Source organism: Sutcliffiella horikoshii (assembly GCF_020524325.1).
Lineage (GTDB): Bacteria > Bacillota > Bacilli > Bacillales > Bacillaceae_I > Sutcliffiella_A > Sutcliffiella_A horikoshii_D.
Genome location: NZ_JAIVKY010000002.1, coordinates 136,156 through 152,283 on the forward strand (window position 1 = coordinate 136,156; position 16,128 = coordinate 152,283).

Here is a 16,128-nt window from a genome sequence, read left to right on the forward strand (position 1 = left end):
GTTTATTCCCCGTCCTTCTGCCAGTACCTTCTTGCTGCACATAGTTCTTTTTCATAAATGGTGTTTTCCATAGGTAGGATCTCAATATCTCTACCTGTTTTTGGTGAGTGCAACAGTTTCCCATCTCCATAATAAATTCCAACGTGATGAATTTTCCCCTTGCCTTCTTCATAAGCAAAGAACAACAAGTCCCCAGGTTCTAAAGCGTTTAGCGGCACTGCCTCCCCCTCTTTAGCCTGGTCGTGGGCATCGCGCGGAATGATATAGCCATTAGCTTTACACATCGTGTAGCTGAAACCAGAGCAGTCCATACCGAATCCGCTCATGCCTCCCCATAAATATGGAAGACCGAGGAATCTTTCACCACTCCTTACAATATCCGTTCCAGACCCTTTTGGGATGGAAGAAAGACCGTCGTACACAGAAGTGTCAGCAGTATTCAGCAGTCCTAAAGTTTCATCAGGAAGTTGAACCTTCACCTTTTCTTTCCCATTCTCCACTACCGGCAAAATGGTTTGAAAGCTCAGCTCCAGTAATTCCTTATCCTCCACAGAGAATAAAGTGGTCAGATTGCTTGTCACCACTGCAACCGGACTATCTTCAAGCTTCCAGTCCGCTACTTTGGTAATCTGGCATTTTGGGACCCAGCCAGGATATCCTCTGTCATCCTTTGATGAGCCTTGGGTCAGTGCAATAATATGAAAGTAATTTTCCTTTTCCTCTAGAACGAGAACCTCCTGCCCGTATAGCAGTTGGGATTGGATTAAGTTGGCGTCACAAAGTTCTAGCCTTGTTTCAAAATTTAGTGAATCGAGCCAGCTTTTGATATCTGTAGGATTTGAAATGGCTTTTTCATCTAATATTCTTGCTGAATCATAAGAGGTCCAAATGGTAGCAACCGGTACATTTATGACGTATTTACTCAATGCTGACTCCTCCTTTGACTTTTACATCATTAATTCCTAATCCGTACGTATCCGGGAAACTGATTGTTCGCCCGTTATAAATGATACCTCCTGTTACGATATCTTCAGCCAACATAAGCGGTGCATCAAAATCAAATCGAGTGATATTGCTCTTACTCGCGGCAAAGTGGGCGGCAGCCGTGATCCCGAGCCTGGTTTCAATCATACTTCCTACCATGCACTCCACTCCAAAGGACTGTGCAATACTATTAATTTTTTCCGCCTGGAAAATGCCGCCTGATTTCATAAGTTTGATATTGATCAGATCGGCACTCCGTGTTTTAAGTACTTGAACTGCCTGTTCGGGAGTAAAGACGCTTTCATCCGCCATGATTGGTGTTTCCACTGCATCGGTAACCTGTTTCAATCCCTCCATATCATGGGCAATGACAGGTTGTTCAACAAGCTCGATATTCAACCCCAGATCTTCCATTTTGCGAATGCCGCGTATGGCTTCCTTGGCCGTCCAGCCTTGATTGGCATCAAGGCGAATTTCTACCATATCTCCTACACGACTTCTGATTTCTCTTATTCTAGCTATATCTGTGGCCATATCGTCTTTCCCAACTTTCACCTTTAGGACACGGAAACCTTTCTCCACATAACCAATAGCGTCGTCTCCCATTTCTTTCGGGGAATTGACGCTGACAGTGAAGTCAGTTTCCAGCTCACTCTTGGCCCCGCCCAAGTATTGATACAGAGGCAGCCTGCTATGTTGAGCCAGGCAATCATAAATGGCCATATCGACTGCAGCCTTTGCACTAGTATTCCGAACAACCGATTTATGTAGTTGTTGCAATAGAGGTTCATAGTTTAAGAGGTTCTCGTTTAATAGAGTCGGTTTGAAAATTTGCTGAATGGCGTATTCTACACTATCCAGACTGTCTCCTGTGATGACATGGGTAGGTGGTGCCTCTCCCCAACCGACCAGACCATTATCACAGGTTATCTTCACTACCACGGCTTCCGCAACATACACGGTACGCAATGCCGTCTTAAACGGTTTTGACAGAGGTACTGCGGTGCGGAACGTCTCAACATGTTGTATTTTCATTATTCCTTCTCCTCTCATTCCACTCCTGCTTGTATAGTCAATGTCTTGTTGTATGTGTTTAATTCCGCTTTTGCTCCATGCGGTATAGCGATATTAGGAGAGCAATGTCCGAATTGGAAACCGCTCATAGTCGGTTTCCCTGCATCTTTTACGTGTTGAGAAATAACCTCTTCAAGCGTCAAGGATGCCTTTCCTTCATCAGGTACACAATTATGAAAGTCCCCAATAACAATCCCTTCTGCGTCGGAGAACTTTCCTGCCATTTTCAACTGATTTAGCATTCTGTCCACTTTGTATGGCTGTTCATCAATATCTTCAAAAAAGAGGATTTTCCCCTTTGTCTGTAGTTCAAACGGAGTTCCAAGTGAACTTACTAGCAAAGTTAAGTTGCCGCCAACAAGCTCTCCTGTCGCAACGCCTTCATTCATCACTTCGAGGGGGGAGAGTTCTTCGGTATATACTAGTTCAGTTGGTTCAAACAACTGTTGGAAATAGGCTTTTGATAGAGGGTGAATGCTATCGAGCCCGATATCCGAGCTCAGCATCGGACCATGGAAAGAAGTTAATCCGGCCTTTTGGTAAAATGCCTGATGTAAAAAAGTGATATCACTGTAACCCCAGAAAATCTTGGGATTATTTTTTACAATGTCATAATCTATGTTGGAAGCAATTCTTGCCGTTCCAAATCCGCCGCATGCACAGAAAATTGCCTTTACCTCATCATCCTGAAACATAGCATGCAAATCTTCTAGTTTTTCTTCATCCTTGGATGCAAGGTAGCCGTAGGGAGCATCCACATATTTGCCCAGCTTTACTTTCAGGCCCAGTTCCTCTTCCAAGAAAGGAAGTGCTCGTTTCAATTTCTCCTGTTTAGGCGGACTTGCAGGTGCAATGACACCAACCGTGTCTCCTTTTTTTAAACGCAGCGGCTTCATGTTTCGCCACTCCTCTCCTTTAATAAATTCCGTCAAGCTATGTATATGTATGGTGTTGCTGATTTTAGTATGTATGACAATTTCAATGAAAAGGGTGTTCAGTGAACACCCTTCTCCTGTTAAAACATATAACCTGTTACTCTTTGTCCGCCCATTTAAGTTCGATGTATCCAACAGGGTGACGAACGATACCTTTTACCGCTTCGTTTTGAAGATATACATGATTGTAGAAATACAACGGAATGATTGGCATGTCTTCAAATAACACTTTCTCCGCTTCGTACATTTGCTCATAGCGTGCTGCTTCATCGGATTCGTTAAGAGCCGATTGAACTAGCTCATCATACTTCGAGTTACTCCAACCTGTACGGTTCATGGAGTGTCCAGTTTGGAAGTTTTCAAGGAAGTTGATAGGGTCAGCATAGTCCGCTAAGAATGAGCTTCGGGAAAATTGGAATTCAAGAGCTGTCTGCATATCAAGGAACACGTTCCATTCCATATTAGCAAGCTTCACATCAACTCCAAGATTGTCCTTGAACATTTGTTGCATCGTTTCAGCGATACGTTTGTGCTCATCACTTGTGTTATACGTTAATGTAACTTCCGGTAATGTTTCATATCCTTCTTCTTCCATACCTTTTTCCAATAAAGCTTTTGCTTCTTCTGCGTTAAATGTAACAAGGTCTCCATTCACTTCACGGAAATCTTTTCCAGATGGATCTGTGAATCCTGAAGAGACAAATCCTTTTGCAGCTTCTTCTCCTCGTTTTGTCACATAATCAACAATATCCTGCTGATTAACTGCCATTGCGAAAGCCTTTCTGATGTTTGCATTTTGGAATGGCGCTTTGTCTACTCCAAATCGGAAAAAGTACGTACCAGCCTGCTCGCCAATATTTACTTTTCCTTCTGCAAATAACGCTTCACTTGCATCAGCAGGCACTCCTGAAGTATCCAGATCACCCGCTTGGTACATTTGATACTCCGTGTTCGTATCATTTACAATTGCCCAATGAACTTTATCCAATTTCACTGTGTCTGCATCCCAATATTTGTCATTCTTCGCCATAACAAAGTGGCTTTCATGCTCCCATTCCGCAAGGTTAAATGGACCATTTCCAACAAAAGAATCCGCTTCAGCAAACCATTCTGGATTTTCTGTAGCAACCTTCTCATTGATTGGGAAGAAGGCCGGATTCGTGATAACGCTTAGGAAATACGTTTGTGGAGCAACAAGTGTTACTTCTAATGTCTTTTCATCCAAAGCTTTTACTTGTACATCATCAGCAGAGCCTTCTCCGTTGTTGTATGCTTCTCCACCCTCGATGAAGTAACCAAGGAATGCAGCGGGAGATGCTGTTTCAGGGTTTAAAAGACGTTTCCATGCGAATTCAAAGTCACCTGCAGTCACGTCGTCCCCATTAGACCACTTTGCATTGTCACGAATATAGAATGTGTACGTTTTTCCGTCTTCGGATACATCCCATTTTTCCGCTGTTGCTTCTTGTGGCAGGTGTTCGTCATTTAGGCGAGTCAGACCTTCCATCAAGTTGTTTAGTGCGTTCCAAGAATAGGAGTCAAAGCCGATTGGCGGATCTAGTGATGTTGGTTCAGATCCGTTGTTCAGGCGAAGTACCTTTTCTCCTGATGCGCTTTCGTTGTTGTTAGAGTTATCGTTTGTGTCGGTGCCTGCGTTGTTGCTGGCTGTACATGCTGCTAAGACGAATACTAGCATGGCGGTCATTAGTAATGACAATACCTTTTTCATGTGTTACTCCCCCTTTTTCAATTGTGGTTCTGTAAGACGCCGCTGTTGATTTCCACACTGGGCTTCGCTTTCCTAGGGGAGGTGCTGGAGCCTCTTCACTTCGTTGAAAGCCACTGAAAATTTCATTGATTTAGGATGTAGTTAACACACCGCTGTTGATTTCCGCAAATGGCTTCGCTTTCCTAGGGGCGCTGCTGGAGCCTCCTCGGCTTCGCCTGCGGGGTCTCCACCTAACGCTATCTCCCTCAGGAGTCTTCGCCTTTTGCTCCAATCTACAGCTAGAAATCACTAAACACATGATATATCGGGTTTTCAGTGGCCTCCTTCGTTGCGGGGTCTATACCTCTCGCTGGAGTCTTCGCCCTGTGCTCCAATCAACAGCTATGATTCTATTTCACTATAAGTCTTATCTTATAGTTGAAATTACTGTTTTTACTGGTTTAGGAGCTCTTAGGTCCTGGAGCCAGCAGTCTACGTGGTGTTCCTCGGACAGATGTGTCTTCATCGGATATACGCGCTCGCATACTTCCATGGCATACTCGCATCTTGCTGCAAATGCACAACCTGTCGGTGGTGAAAATAGATCAGGTGGAGAGCCGACAATAGGCACCAGCTCTTCATCCTCCAAATCAAGACGGGGAACTGAATTTAATAGACCTTTCGTATATGGATGCTCTCCTCTATAGAAGATTTCTCTCCTATTTCCAGATTCCACTATTTTTCCTGCATACATAACAGCCACACGGTCTGCTACTTGCGCTACTACCCCTAAGTCATGCGTGATTATGATGATGGAAACCCCGGTTTTCTTTTGAATATCCTTAAAAAGATTTAAAATCTGCGCCTGGATTGTTACATCCAGTGCTGTTGTTGGCTCATCTGCAATCAATACTTCGGGCTGACATACAAGCGCCATCGCTATCACGATACGTTGCCTCATACCTCCACTGAACTGGTGCGGGTATTGTTTCAACCGTTCTGTCGGACTTGGTATGCCGACAAGATTCAGCATGTCCACCGCCTGTTTCTTCGCTTCTGCTTTCGAAACTTTCTTATGCTGGATGATCCCCTCCATGATCTGATCCCCAACTGTAAGCGTAGGGTTCAATGCCGTCATGGGGTCTTGGAAAATCATTGAAATATCTGCACCCCTAATTTTTCTCATTTCAGGTTCAGACACTTTGGTCAGGTCCTTGCCTTTAAAAAGAACTGATCCTTGCGTGATTCGTCCTGGTGGTTGTGGAATCAATCGCATGATACTTTGGGACGTCACACTCTTCCCACACCCGGATTCCCCTACAATTGCGAGCGTCTCTCCTTTATGCAAATCAAAACTGACTCCCCTGACAGCCTTCACTTCGCCTCCATATGTTGTAAAGGATACATGTAAGTCTTTTACTTCCAGTACTTTTTCCATGATGTCACTTACCTCCTCAGCTTTGGATCTAGTGCGTCTTGTAATCCGTCTCCAAACACGTTAAAGGCAAACATGGTCATGGAGATGAAGAATGCCGGGAAGAACAGGCGCCACCAATGTCCTGAAATAATTGTTGATAAACCATCATTGGCCATCACACCCCAACTGGCATACGGGGCACTAACACCAAGACCAAGAAAGCTTAAGAATGCTTCTGCGAAAATTGCAGCCGGTACCGTCAATGTCATTTGAACAATGATAGGTCCCATCGTGTTAGGGAGAAGATTTTTTCTAATAATCCTAGAAGTCTTCGTACCAAAAGTTTTAGACGCAAGCACAAACTCATAATTTTTTATTTGCAGTACCTGGCCACGGACAATCCTTGCCATTCCAACCCATCCGGTAACAGTTAGTGCGATGATAATGGTCAATAATCCCGGACCCATCACAACCATTAATAGAATCACGACCAATAGATATGGAAGGCCGTATAAAACTTCCACCACACGCATCATTGCATTATCGGTTCTACCACCCTTGTAGCCTGCGATTCCCCCATAGATTACTCCAATGATAAAATCTATCAACGCAGCCATCAATCCAACAAACAACGAAATTCTTGCACCATACCAGGTACGAGTGAAAACATCTCTACCCAGTTCATCTGTACCAAAGAAATGGGTGGATGAAGGGGGCTGATTCTGGTTTGGTAAATTTGTCTGCATGACACTATAAGGTGAAAAAATCGGACCAAAGATGGCCATGATGGTCAAGAATAAAAGAAAGATCAACCCTGCCATCGCGAGTTTGTTCTTAACCAATCTGCGCCAAGCATCCTGCCAATAAGAAAGACTCGGACGGACTACAGCCTCTGCCTCTCCCTTGTTCTTATCAAGTGGGGTGAACCACTCATCAGGAACAGTATTTTGCTGATTTTCTTGAAGTTTACGCTCCACCATATTAGTTCCCCTCCTTTTTATGAAGCTTAATACGAGGGTCTAATATCCCATAAGCTATATCTACAAGAAAAAGCATTAAAATTAAGAATGCACTATAAAATACTGTTGTTCCCATAATGACTGGATAGTCACGCGTATTGATGCTTTCCACAAAATATTTGCCCATGCCAGGAATGGCAAAGATCTTTTCGATTACAAATGTCCCTGTCAAAATCCCGGCAGCAAGGGTACCCAGTATGGTGACAACCGGCAATAATGCGTTACGAAGCGCATGTTTGAAGACTATTTTCACCGGTGATAAGCCCTTTGCTTTTGCCGTCCGAATATAATCTTGTGTTAACACTTCCATCATGCTTGCTCTCGTCAATCTCGCAATGATTGCCATCGGACCTGTTGCAAGAGCTAATGTCGGCAAAATCATATGCTTCCAGCTTGACCAAGTGGCGGGCGGAAGCCATCCCCAGTTGACAGCAACATGCTGGATCAACACGGTTGCAAGGACAAAGTTCGGTATGGAAATTCCGAAAACGGCAAAAGTCATCGCCATATAATCAATAACGCCATTTCGTTTAAGTGCTGCAATCACTCCAAGGAAAATGCCTGAAATTACGGCAATAGTTAAAGTGATCATCCCAAGCTCGAAAGAAATGGGGAAACCTCGCCCCAACATATCATTCACCGTTTGGGACGGTTGTTTAATTGACGGACCAAAATCCAATGTCACTAATGTTTTTAAATACATCACATACTGAACCGGTACCGGCTTGTCCAAATGATAGTGCGCTTCAAGGTTACGTTGAACTACATCACTAGTAGAGCGCTCTTCATTAAGCGGAGAACCCGGTATGGCATGCATCAAAAAGAAGGTCAATGTGATGATGACCCATAAAGTTATGAGCATTGCTAGTAATCTTTTTGCTATAAATGTTCCCATTCTCCCACTCACACTTTCTTTCCTATTGAGTTTTTATGTAAATACTAAGTAATCTTATTAACAGAATGTCGTTCTCATCGCCAATTCTGTCATAACAAGCATAGCTTGATAGGCTTCCTTGATATCATTTGCATGAAACTTGACGATAGTCGTCCCTGGCTCTATTTCCGTTCCTGGCATCAGATTTGCCCACTCCGCTTGGCCGTAATTCGCAAATTCAATGCGAAGTGTTGGATGATCAGGCGGTACCAACGGTTTTATATTATGTATGTCATCCAATGCCTTGGACGTTTTTTCTTTGATTAACTCTTGTGCTTTATACGGAGTAAGTGACTTCGCAGCAGAACGTGAAACCGCTTCCTTGACAACCGCACAATGTATACCAGGGATGAGGCATTCTGCTTCCAGTGCCGTCTGATTATCTCCTGCCACCATGATGACTGGTACACCATAATAGCCAGCTACATAGGCATTAAATCCTAGTTCCCCAATTTGCATATCATTTATGTACATATTTCTTACACCAAAAATCATGGAGTGTGTCATGACACCTTTCATGGATGCCCTGGCATGATATCCTACAAAAATTGCAGCATCAAAGCTGTCATCCAATCCCTGCACCATGGAGAATGGTTTCACATCTCCTGTGATCAATTTGGTTTCAGGGTGCAGGTCTTCAATAAGAATGTTATTCATCTTGGAATGGCTGTCATTGACAACAACCTCCTTAAAACCTTTTTCAAAAGCCGTATTCACAACTGCATTGGCTTCTTGGGTCATTATTTTTCGGCCGCGTTCATAGTTATGTAGCCTTGAATCGACATGGGTATGATCTACTAGACCACTAATTCCTTCCATATCAACCGATATATATAAATTCATCCATTTCCCTCCTTTCGTGTTACAATTTTCTTAATATTATAACAGTATTATGTTTATCATTCAATGAATCTAGGAAAATATGAGTCTAAATATTCACGCTTTTTATACTTATGTAATAAATCCTTTTAAAACAAGGAGATTTTTTGAAACAATCAACAATTTTTATGCAAGTTTATGGATGAATATGTTAGAGAATCTTATAAAAAACGTATTTTAATAAAACTTTTTAGTATATTTTGGAATTTTGTTTCATAAAAAAGATCCAGACTGGAGTATTACTCCTTGTCTGGATCCTTCCAACCTTTATTTGAGAAGCTTCAAAGATTCTCGGATAAATGCAGGAATGTCGTCTGGTGTCCTACTGGAAACGAGTTGGTCATGACAGACAACGACTTCTTTATCGTGATAGTGAGCGCCTGCATTTTGCAGATCTACTTTTATGGAAGTAAAGCCGGTAATATCTCTTCCTTTCAGTGCTTCTGCTGTAATAAGTAATTGTGGTCCATGACAGATTGCAAAAACAGGCTTTTGATCGTCCATGAACGTTTTAGTAAATGCAACAAATCGATCATCTGCCCGGAGGATATCTGGGGAGAATCCTCCAGGTATTAATAGTGCATCGAAGTCTTCTGGACTTACATCATCAATACCGGCATCTGTTGTAATTTCTACTCCATCAGTTTTCCCTTTTATTGTTTCACCTTTTGATTTTTCGATTACTGTTAATTGATGTCCTGCTTCATTAAAGGCTTTTGCTGGTTCTGTGTACTCGGAGTCTTCAAAGTCGTTGGTTAGTAGTACTGCGATTTTTTTACTCATTATGGAACATCTCCTCTTTAAGTTATGGGCTTTGTTTGGACACCGCTGTTGATTTCCGCAAATGGCTTCGCTTTCCTAGGGGCGCTGCTGGAGCCTCCTCGGCAAGCCTGCGGGGTCTCCACCTAGCGCTATCTCCCTCAGGACAAGGAAGGCTTCGGCAGCGAAACATCGCACGAAGTAAATGCGTAGCATTTTCGAGGAGTCTTCGCCTTTTGCTACAATCAACAGCTATGAGTCCCGTGTATATATGTTCTTGTACCCGTCAGAGGGCAGGTTAAACGTAGGATTACGCATCGGGCATGAATTGTTGGAAGATGGTTTCTGTTTGGATTGGGTATATTTCTGTTTTGCACACATCGTTGATTATCGTCTGGTTTCTCATAACGGCAAGACTCAAATTGGTGGCTGCCGTCCCATGTGAGTGTTCAAGGTTAGTGGAAATATACATATGATTATGTCTAGGTTCCTTCCACACTAACCGATACATTTCATCCACTTTAAATTCTTTATCACTTTCCCACACCAGTTGTTCTCTCATATCCCAGAGCCATTGTGGTATATGGGGCTTATACCCTGTCGCCAATACTACATATTCTGCTTTAACTTTAAAGTCTTTTTCTTTCTCCCACTGTTTGCATGCTACTTCTAATACGCCATTACTTTCATTTATTGACTTCACTTCTGTCAAGGGCTGAATGGTGATTTTTTCATCTCGCCCTTCAACAGATCTGTTATAAAGCAAGTCATAAATTTTGACCAATGTTTCTTTATCTACTCCATTACGAACAGTACCCAGTCGATTTAATGCTTCTTTTCTTTTTTCATAAGATAGTCCATGAAAATACTGAACATAATCGGGAGAAAAGACCTCTTGCCCCAGCTTTGCACTTTCAAGCTGAGAAAATAAAGAGGAACGCGTATACCATTTTAACGAATACTTGTTATGCTTTTGTTCTTCCAATAGTTCATAGAAAACCTCCGCTGCACTTTGTCCAGACCCGACAACGACTATTGAATCGGAAGCTTTCATCTCTTTTTCTTTATGTAAATACTCACTTGTATGCACAACCTGATCATTTTTCTCTATGCCATCCGGAATAAATGGGATACTTCCAGTACCTACTACTACATGTTTGGCATGGTAAGTAGAAACATCTCCAGTATCCGTTCTCTTTACCTTCACCCTATACCCATCATTTGTAAATTCCACCGAAATTACTTCGGATTGAAAATGACAGTTCTGCAAGTTTTCCGATACCCATTTAGCATATAAGTTGTATTCTCTTCTTGGAATGTCAAAGCGGCGATAAAAGAAAAATTGAAATAATCGATTCTGTTGATGAACAAAGTTTAAAAAGCTGTATTTGTTTGTCGGGTCAGCAAATGAGACCAGATCTGCTAGAAATGGCACCTGCAAATCAGATTGTTCAATTAGCATGCCTGGATGCCAATTGAACGCTTCTTCTTTATCGAAAAAGATAGTTGAAATACTTGGGACATCATCGACTAATGCTGCTAACCCCAAATTAAATGGCCCTATTCCAATACCAATAAGGTCAAAGGGTTTTTTTTCGGACATTTTCATTCCCCCACTTTTATCTATATTGTATTGTCTTATTTATACCCTGTTTCCATACATTTTCTCCCTTCATATAAAATGTTACACACAAAAAAAGGGACAGAGACTGAGTCTCTGTCCAAAAATCCCGTGTACGAAAGGAGAAGGAAGCTGCACACGATATATTCTATGCATAAATCTATGAACTGCTTGGTCATCTATCTCTTATCAAAAGCACATTTTTTAATGTGTTAGCAAATCAATAGTGACAGTTGTACCGTATCCTTCCTTGCTTTCAAAACGAATATTCCCTTGATGCTCTTCAATAATTTTTTTAGTTATTGTCAACCCAAGTCCCATTCCTTTTTCCTTGGAAGTGAAAAAAGGATTGCCGATATTATCCATGTTAAAGGATGAAATTCCTAACCCGTCATCTTTAACCTGAATACTTTTTCTACCACCTGTTTCCGGAAACCCGGTAATTAGGATGGTTCCTCCGTCAGGCATTGCTTCCATGGAGTTCTTGATAAGGTTGATAAAAACTTGTTTGAGGTTATTCTTATCCCCTCTTACCAACGTATCAGAGCCAATATTTTTTATGGAAAAGGAAATATTATTATTATTAGCTTCATTTCCCACTAATTTTATTACATACTGAAGTACTTCCAGTATCGGTATCAGCGTTAGTTCCTTTGTTTGAGGTTTGGATAGAACTAGTAACTCCGATACAATATCATTTATTCTATCAATTTCAGATAGCACCATATCTACATGATTTTCGTTTGCTTTTCCTGACCTTTGAATTAATTGAATAAATCCCTTAATGGAGGTTAATGGATTTTTTATTTCATGGGCAATACCTGCAGATAGTTCACCAACTACCGATAGTTTTTCTTTTGTCACTAACAATTGTTCTGTTTTCTTTAGAGATGATATGTCCCTGCCTATCGTAACAAGTGCTTTTCTCCGTCCATCATTATGAAACAAAGGGACTTTAATCACATCAAAGGTTTTTCTTTCCCCGTCCGCAAGGCAAAAAGATTCCTCATCGCGTGAAATCTTTCCTTCCTTCCAAGTCTGCTCGTCCGTTTTCATACAGTATTCAAAAGCCTCCATGAAATATGGGGAATAGGCTCCCAGCTCTATATCCGTCTTACCCTTATAATCAACCTTTTCCAGGTCATATAGCGCAAGCCCATATTCGTTCGTTTGCAGCCATCTACCCTCTCCGTCCTTAAAACAGACAAAGTCAGGCATATTGTTTATAAGGGTTGAAAGCTCTTGTTCCTTTTGTTCAAGCTCCTTCAGTGCCAAATGCTTTTTTAGCATCAAAAATAATAATAGTGTAGTGATTAGTATAAAAAGCCAACCTTTTAACAGGTTGATATATTCTGCGATAACATAATTGTTATGTTGCTTTAAAACATATAACCAATAATCCGTAAGTGTTATCCATACGATTCCAAAGAACAAATAGATTAAAGGTATAAACTTCAGCCATTTCCTCTTCATAAAATACCTCTTATATCCCTAAAAATAGTTTATTTCCATTGAGATTCTCATAAATTCGGTTGGTCCACTTATTATATCTTTTTATTTTAAATATAGATATAAAGTCCCGCTTGGGAAAGTCAGATGGAAATCCATTGAATTATACCCGAAAATCATTATACACTTTCCTACCCCATAATTTCTAGTTACTTTCGCAGTATAGTTTCCTTTCCCGCAAATAATTGGGAAGGTTTAAGCTAGTTCCAGCAGGGTATATATTGGTAAACAAAGCTATTCAGGGAGGAATCCACATGGAAGATAGAGATGTAAGAGTTGATAAACGGGAAACAAAAGAAGATCGTGGTTTAGTTGCTTCAACATTTATTAAATATACTGCCTACCTCATTATATTTTTCGGAATCATCTGGTTCATTATCAGTTATCTTCTACCAATGTTCTAATAAGATAAACAAAACCCAAGTCTTGATCGACTTGGGTTTTGTTATGGTTATTTAAACTAAAGGATGGTACCAGAAAACTGTGGCATTTGTAAGGTAATGGATTGAATTTCTTCCCCATTGATATTCACAGCCCACAACTTATAGTTAGGTTTTCCCCTCAACCAACTCTGATCTTGAATAAATAATACCCTCTCTTTGTCGCGGAAAAATACTGGTTCTGTAATTAAGGTACGAAAGCTTGTAATAGGTTGTACTTCTTTTCCACTCGTGCTCATTGTGTACATTTCGTAAATGAATTCCGATTTTTCACGTGGATTTTCGCTTGCTGCTGAAAACGCAATAAGGTTACCATCCGGAGAGAGTTTGCCACTATAGATAATATTTGTATTAAAATCAGGGTTTACATACTCCCGCTCCATAGTCTGAGTATCCATCACAACAAAAGAAGAATGAAGACCTTTTTCTTCATCTATGCTCCACTCCACATATCCTAGTTTCGCCCCGTCTTCTGTAAGTGACAGACTCCGCTTTTTTAAACTTTCATCATGAGTGAGCCGTTCCTTTTTATCTCCTTTTATAGAAATAGAATACAAATCAATGCTAGTTGGACCTTCCTCCATTTCATTGCCTTCCTGATATCGCTTTGCCGCTAAATAATAGATGGATTGATCGTCCTGTGAAAAAATAGCATCCGTTATTAGTTCGTCCTCTTGGGAAAGACGAATGAGTTCACTTCCATCATTGTTCATTATGTAGAGTGACCTTGTTAATGTGTTCTCGCCTTTTTCTTGTGATAAAAAGAGAATCTTTTCGCCACTGGATGAATACCGTGGATGTACATGACTTTCTTCCTCTCTTGGGTAGGTTAATTGATTAACATTGCTGCCATCTACATTTGCTTTATAGAGTGCTCCATCCCCGCTTTGATAAAATGGGAAAACGATGGACTTGTCATCAGGGGACAAGGTGACGGTTTCTCCAAACCCGTTATCAATAGGGAGCCATGAGCGTGTAAATCGTTCTGAGAAGAAATATAAAAGGACGGATATGATGATGACAAATCCTATTAGGGAGATTGTGAATAGTTTTAAAGTTTGTTTTTTCATCGGTATCGGCCTCTTTCTTATAAATGGAATTACTACTATCGTAGTTTACCCTCTAATGGAAAATCCTACTTATTAAACTTAGAATTATTTTACAAGAAAAACCGGGCAAATTCCGCCCGGTCTTTTTATAGCGTAAAACATTAGTTAGTGGTTAATCGACGCCGCTGTTCCTTTCCGCAAATGGCTACGCTTTCCACGGGGCGACCTTGAGCCTCCTCGCTTCGCTGCGGGGTCTCAACATTGCCGCTACTTCCCCGTAGGAGTCTTCGCCATTTGCTCCAATACACAGCTAGAAATTTAGTTAAAGTAACGTTTTTGGTTTTGCAGTAACTCGGTTAGTATTTGACTAAAGTGAATGCAGTCACCTTGTTGATTGGAGTGGAAGGCGCGTAGACGCCCGCGGGAGGAAGGGACAGGTGAGCACCCACAGGCGCAAGCCGAGGAGGCTCACGGACCGCCCGCAGGCCAGCGAAGCGCCTGGAACGGAAATCAACCGGATTATATGCTTTCTTTATATAGCAAAAAAGCAACCTAATAATAGATTGCTCTTTTTTAATTATTTTGCTGTGTTTATGATTTCTTTTAAGATAATTTCCAGTGTGTTTGGTGCACTGTCTTCAGACATGTTTTTTTGCAGTTGATCTTTATCATTCTTGAGTGCCTCTAATTGAGTTAACAGGGTGTCAGTGGTGAGATCTTCTTCAAATAATACTTTTGCAAACCCTTTTTTCTCGAATGATTGGGCATTTAAGATTTGATCTCCCCTGCTGGCATTCCTAGAAAGTGGGATTAATAGCATCGGTTTACGCAATGCCAGAAATTCAAAAATAGAATTCGCACCCGCTCTTGAGATAATGAACTCAGATGCTGCAAGAACATCTGGTAATTCTTGATTCATATATTCGAATTGCTTATACCCTTTTACACCTTCAAGGGAACGGTCCATGTTTCCTTTTCCGCATAAGTGGACAATTTGATATTGTTCTGTTAATTGAATTAAAACTTGACGTAAGGTTTCATTGATTTTTTTAGCCCCTAGACTTCCACCCATTATGGTTAAGATCGGTTTTTTCTCATGAAATCCAAGCCATGCTCTTCCTTCTTGAGCTTTTCCCTGGAATAACTCTTCTCTGATCGGTGAACCAGTAAATAAAACTTTTTCAGACGGAAAGTGCTTTAAAGTCTCGTCAAATGTGACAAAAACTCTTGTCGCAAATTTGGTTGCAATTTTATTGGCAAGACCAGGTGTAATGTCTGATTCATGAATGATAACCGGTATTTTTAGCATTTTAGCTGCCATCACCACAGGAACTGTTACAAATCCACCTTTGGAAAATACAACTTTTGGCTTTACCTTTCTTAAAATCATTAAAGCTTCCATTGCCCCTTTAATAATTCTAAGTGGATCGGAAAAATTCTTCCAATCAAAATAGCGTCTAAGCTTACCACTTGAAATTCCGTGAAAAGGAATATTTTCCTTCCCAATAATATCTTCTTCAATTCCTTTTCTTGAACCGATATATGTAATATCCCACCCTGTGGCTTTTAATTTATTCATAATGGCTATATTAGGTGTGACGTGCCCTGCAGAGCCGCCGCCGGTAAAGACGATTTTTTTACTTGTCATGGTATCAACATCCTTCATGTCATTCTCTTTCTTCTTATTATTAACGAAAAAAGTCTTAAAGGCAAAGAGTTTATGTCATCATCGACGTTATCACAAACCGCATGAAACGTAAAACAGGCTATTGAACCATATTGCTCGTTCAATAGCCTGTT

General features: G+C 41.1%; 14 protein-coding genes. 1 reads left to right on the forward strand and 13 read right to left on the reverse strand.

Translation table 11 applies throughout. The annotated features are described in order from the left end of the window. Positions 1 to 2 precede the first annotated feature (2 nt). From LC091_RS01965 to LC091_RS02015, 11 genes are all read right to left on the reverse strand, one after another. Positions 3 to 926: a C40 family peptidase gene (locus LC091_RS01965; protein WP_226680044.1), complete on the reverse strand. Its 924-nt coding sequence runs from the start codon at positions 924 to 926 to the stop codon at positions 3 to 5. After that, positions 919 to 2,019 carry a dipeptide epimerase gene (locus LC091_RS01970; protein WP_226680045.1) on the reverse strand — a complete coding sequence of 367 codons (1,101 nt, stop codon included), beginning with the start codon at positions 2,017 to 2,019 and terminating at the stop codon, positions 919 to 921. Before LC091_RS01970 ends, LC091_RS01965 begins: the two co-directional genes overlap by 8 nt. Positions 2,020 to 2,033: 14 nt before the next feature. Beyond that, a complete protein-coding gene (locus tag LC091_RS01975) occupies positions 2,034 to 2,978 on the reverse strand; it encodes a S66 peptidase family protein (protein WP_404819651.1) in 945 nt (314 codons plus the stop codon). Positions 2,979 to 3,090: 112 nt separating this feature from the next. Continuing rightward, positions 3,091 to 4,722: a peptide ABC transporter substrate-binding protein gene (locus tag LC091_RS01980; RefSeq protein ID WP_226680047.1), complete on the reverse strand. Its 1,632-nt coding sequence runs from the start codon at positions 4,720 to 4,722 to the stop codon at positions 3,091 to 3,093. A 406-nt stretch (positions 4,723 to 5,128) separates the two neighbouring features. Further along, entirely contained in the window at positions 5,129 to 6,139 is a 1,011-nt protein-coding gene (locus LC091_RS01985; protein ID WP_226680048.1) for an ABC transporter ATP-binding protein, read from the reverse strand. An 8-nt stretch (positions 6,140 to 6,147) separates the two neighbouring features. Then, positions 6,148 to 7,098 carry an ABC transporter permease gene (locus tag LC091_RS01990; protein WP_226680049.1) on the reverse strand — a complete coding sequence of 317 codons (951 nt, stop codon included), beginning with the start codon at positions 7,096 to 7,098 and terminating at the stop codon, positions 6,148 to 6,150. 1 nt (position 7,099) lies between these two features. Beyond that, complete coding sequence (locus LC091_RS01995) at positions 7,100 to 8,032, reverse strand: ABC transporter permease (RefSeq protein WP_226680050.1); 933 nt, start codon at positions 8,030 to 8,032, stop codon at positions 7,100 to 7,102. 57 nt (positions 8,033 to 8,089) lie between these two features. Then, positions 8,090 to 8,914 carry a M55 family metallopeptidase gene (locus LC091_RS02000; protein WP_226680051.1) on the reverse strand — a complete coding sequence of 275 codons (825 nt, stop codon included), beginning with the start codon at positions 8,912 to 8,914 and terminating at the stop codon, positions 8,090 to 8,092. A 303-nt stretch (positions 8,915 to 9,217) separates the two neighbouring features. Next, complete coding sequence (locus LC091_RS02005) at positions 9,218 to 9,733, reverse strand: type 1 glutamine amidotransferase domain-containing protein (protein ID WP_226680052.1); 516 nt, start codon at positions 9,731 to 9,733, stop codon at positions 9,218 to 9,220. 286 nt (positions 9,734 to 10,019) lie between these two features. Beyond that, positions 10,020 to 11,312 carry a lysine N(6)-hydroxylase/L-ornithine N(5)-oxygenase family protein gene (locus LC091_RS02010; protein WP_226680053.1) on the reverse strand — a complete coding sequence of 431 codons (1,293 nt, stop codon included), beginning with the start codon at positions 11,310 to 11,312 and terminating at the stop codon, positions 10,020 to 10,022. A 222-nt stretch (positions 11,313 to 11,534) separates the two neighbouring features. Next, positions 11,535 to 12,803 (reverse strand): ATP-binding protein, encoded by a 1,269-nt coding sequence (locus LC091_RS02015; RefSeq protein WP_226680054.1) that lies wholly within the window; start codon positions 12,801 to 12,803, stop codon positions 11,535 to 11,537. Between the two features lie 290 nt (positions 12,804 to 13,093). On the opposite strand from LC091_RS02015, the gene LC091_RS02020 reads away from it, so the two are divergent. Further along, the gene (locus LC091_RS02020) at positions 13,094 to 13,243 is read left to right on the forward strand and encodes a hypothetical protein (RefSeq protein ID WP_226680055.1); all 150 of its coding nucleotides are present in this window, start codon (positions 13,094 to 13,096) and stop codon (positions 13,241 to 13,243) included. A gap of 56 nt (positions 13,244 to 13,299) precedes the next feature. On the opposite strand, the gene LC091_RS02025 is transcribed toward LC091_RS02020, so the two are convergent. Beyond that, positions 13,300 to 14,349 (reverse strand): TolB-like translocation protein, encoded by a 1,050-nt coding sequence (locus LC091_RS02025; RefSeq protein ID WP_226680056.1) that lies wholly within the window; start codon positions 14,347 to 14,349, stop codon positions 13,300 to 13,302. Positions 14,350 to 14,905: 556 nt separating this feature from the next. Continuing rightward, the gene (locus LC091_RS02030) at positions 14,906 to 15,976 is read right to left on the reverse strand and encodes an undecaprenyldiphospho-muramoylpentapeptide beta-N-acetylglucosaminyltransferase (protein ID WP_226680057.1); all 1,071 of its coding nucleotides are present in this window, start codon (positions 15,974 to 15,976) and stop codon (positions 14,906 to 14,908) included. Positions 15,977 to 16,128: the final 152 nt, after the last annotated feature.

What these genes read in the sequence shown, in the direction of transcription:
- LC091_RS02020 (WP_226680055.1), top strand. Translation starts at nt 13,094, where the DNA reads ATGGAAGATAGAGATGTAAGAGTTGATAAACGGGAAACAAAAGAAGAT.
- LC091_RS02015 (WP_226680054.1), bottom strand. Translation starts at nt 12,803, where the DNA reads ATGAAGAGGAAATGGCTGAAGTTTATACCTTTAATCTATTTGTTCTTT.
- LC091_RS02005 (WP_226680052.1), bottom strand. Translation starts at nt 9,733, where the DNA reads ATGAGTAAAAAAATCGCAGTACTACTAACCAACGACTTTGAAGACTCC.
- LC091_RS01995 (WP_226680050.1), bottom strand. Translation starts at nt 8,032, where the DNA reads ATGGGAACATTTATAGCAAAAAGATTACTAGCAATGCTCATAACTTTA.
- LC091_RS02000 (WP_226680051.1), bottom strand. Translation starts at nt 8,914, where the DNA reads ATGAATTTATATATATCGGTTGATATGGAAGGAATTAGTGGTCTAGTA.
- LC091_RS01990 (WP_226680049.1), bottom strand. Translation starts at nt 7,098, where the DNA reads ATGGTGGAGCGTAAACTTCAAGAAAATCAGCAAAATACTGTTCCTGAT.
- LC091_RS02025 (WP_226680056.1), bottom strand. Translation starts at nt 14,349, where the DNA reads ATGAAAAAACAAACTTTAAAACTATTCACAATCTCCCTAATAGGATTT.
- LC091_RS02010 (WP_226680053.1), bottom strand. Translation starts at nt 11,312, where the DNA reads ATGTCCGAAAAAAAACCCTTTGACCTTATTGGTATTGGAATAGGGCCA.
- LC091_RS02030 (WP_226680057.1), bottom strand. Translation starts at nt 15,976, where the DNA reads ATGACAAGTAAAAAAATCGTCTTTACCGGCGGCGGCTCTGCAGGGCAC.
- LC091_RS01970 (WP_226680045.1), bottom strand. Translation starts at nt 2,019, where the DNA reads ATGAAAATACAACATGTTGAGACGTTCCGCACCGCAGTACCTCTGTCA.
- LC091_RS01980 (WP_226680047.1), bottom strand. Translation starts at nt 4,722, where the DNA reads ATGAAAAAGGTATTGTCATTACTAATGACCGCCATGCTAGTATTCGTC.
- LC091_RS01985 (WP_226680048.1), bottom strand. Translation starts at nt 6,139, where the DNA reads ATGGAAAAAGTACTGGAAGTAAAAGACTTACATGTATCCTTTACAACA.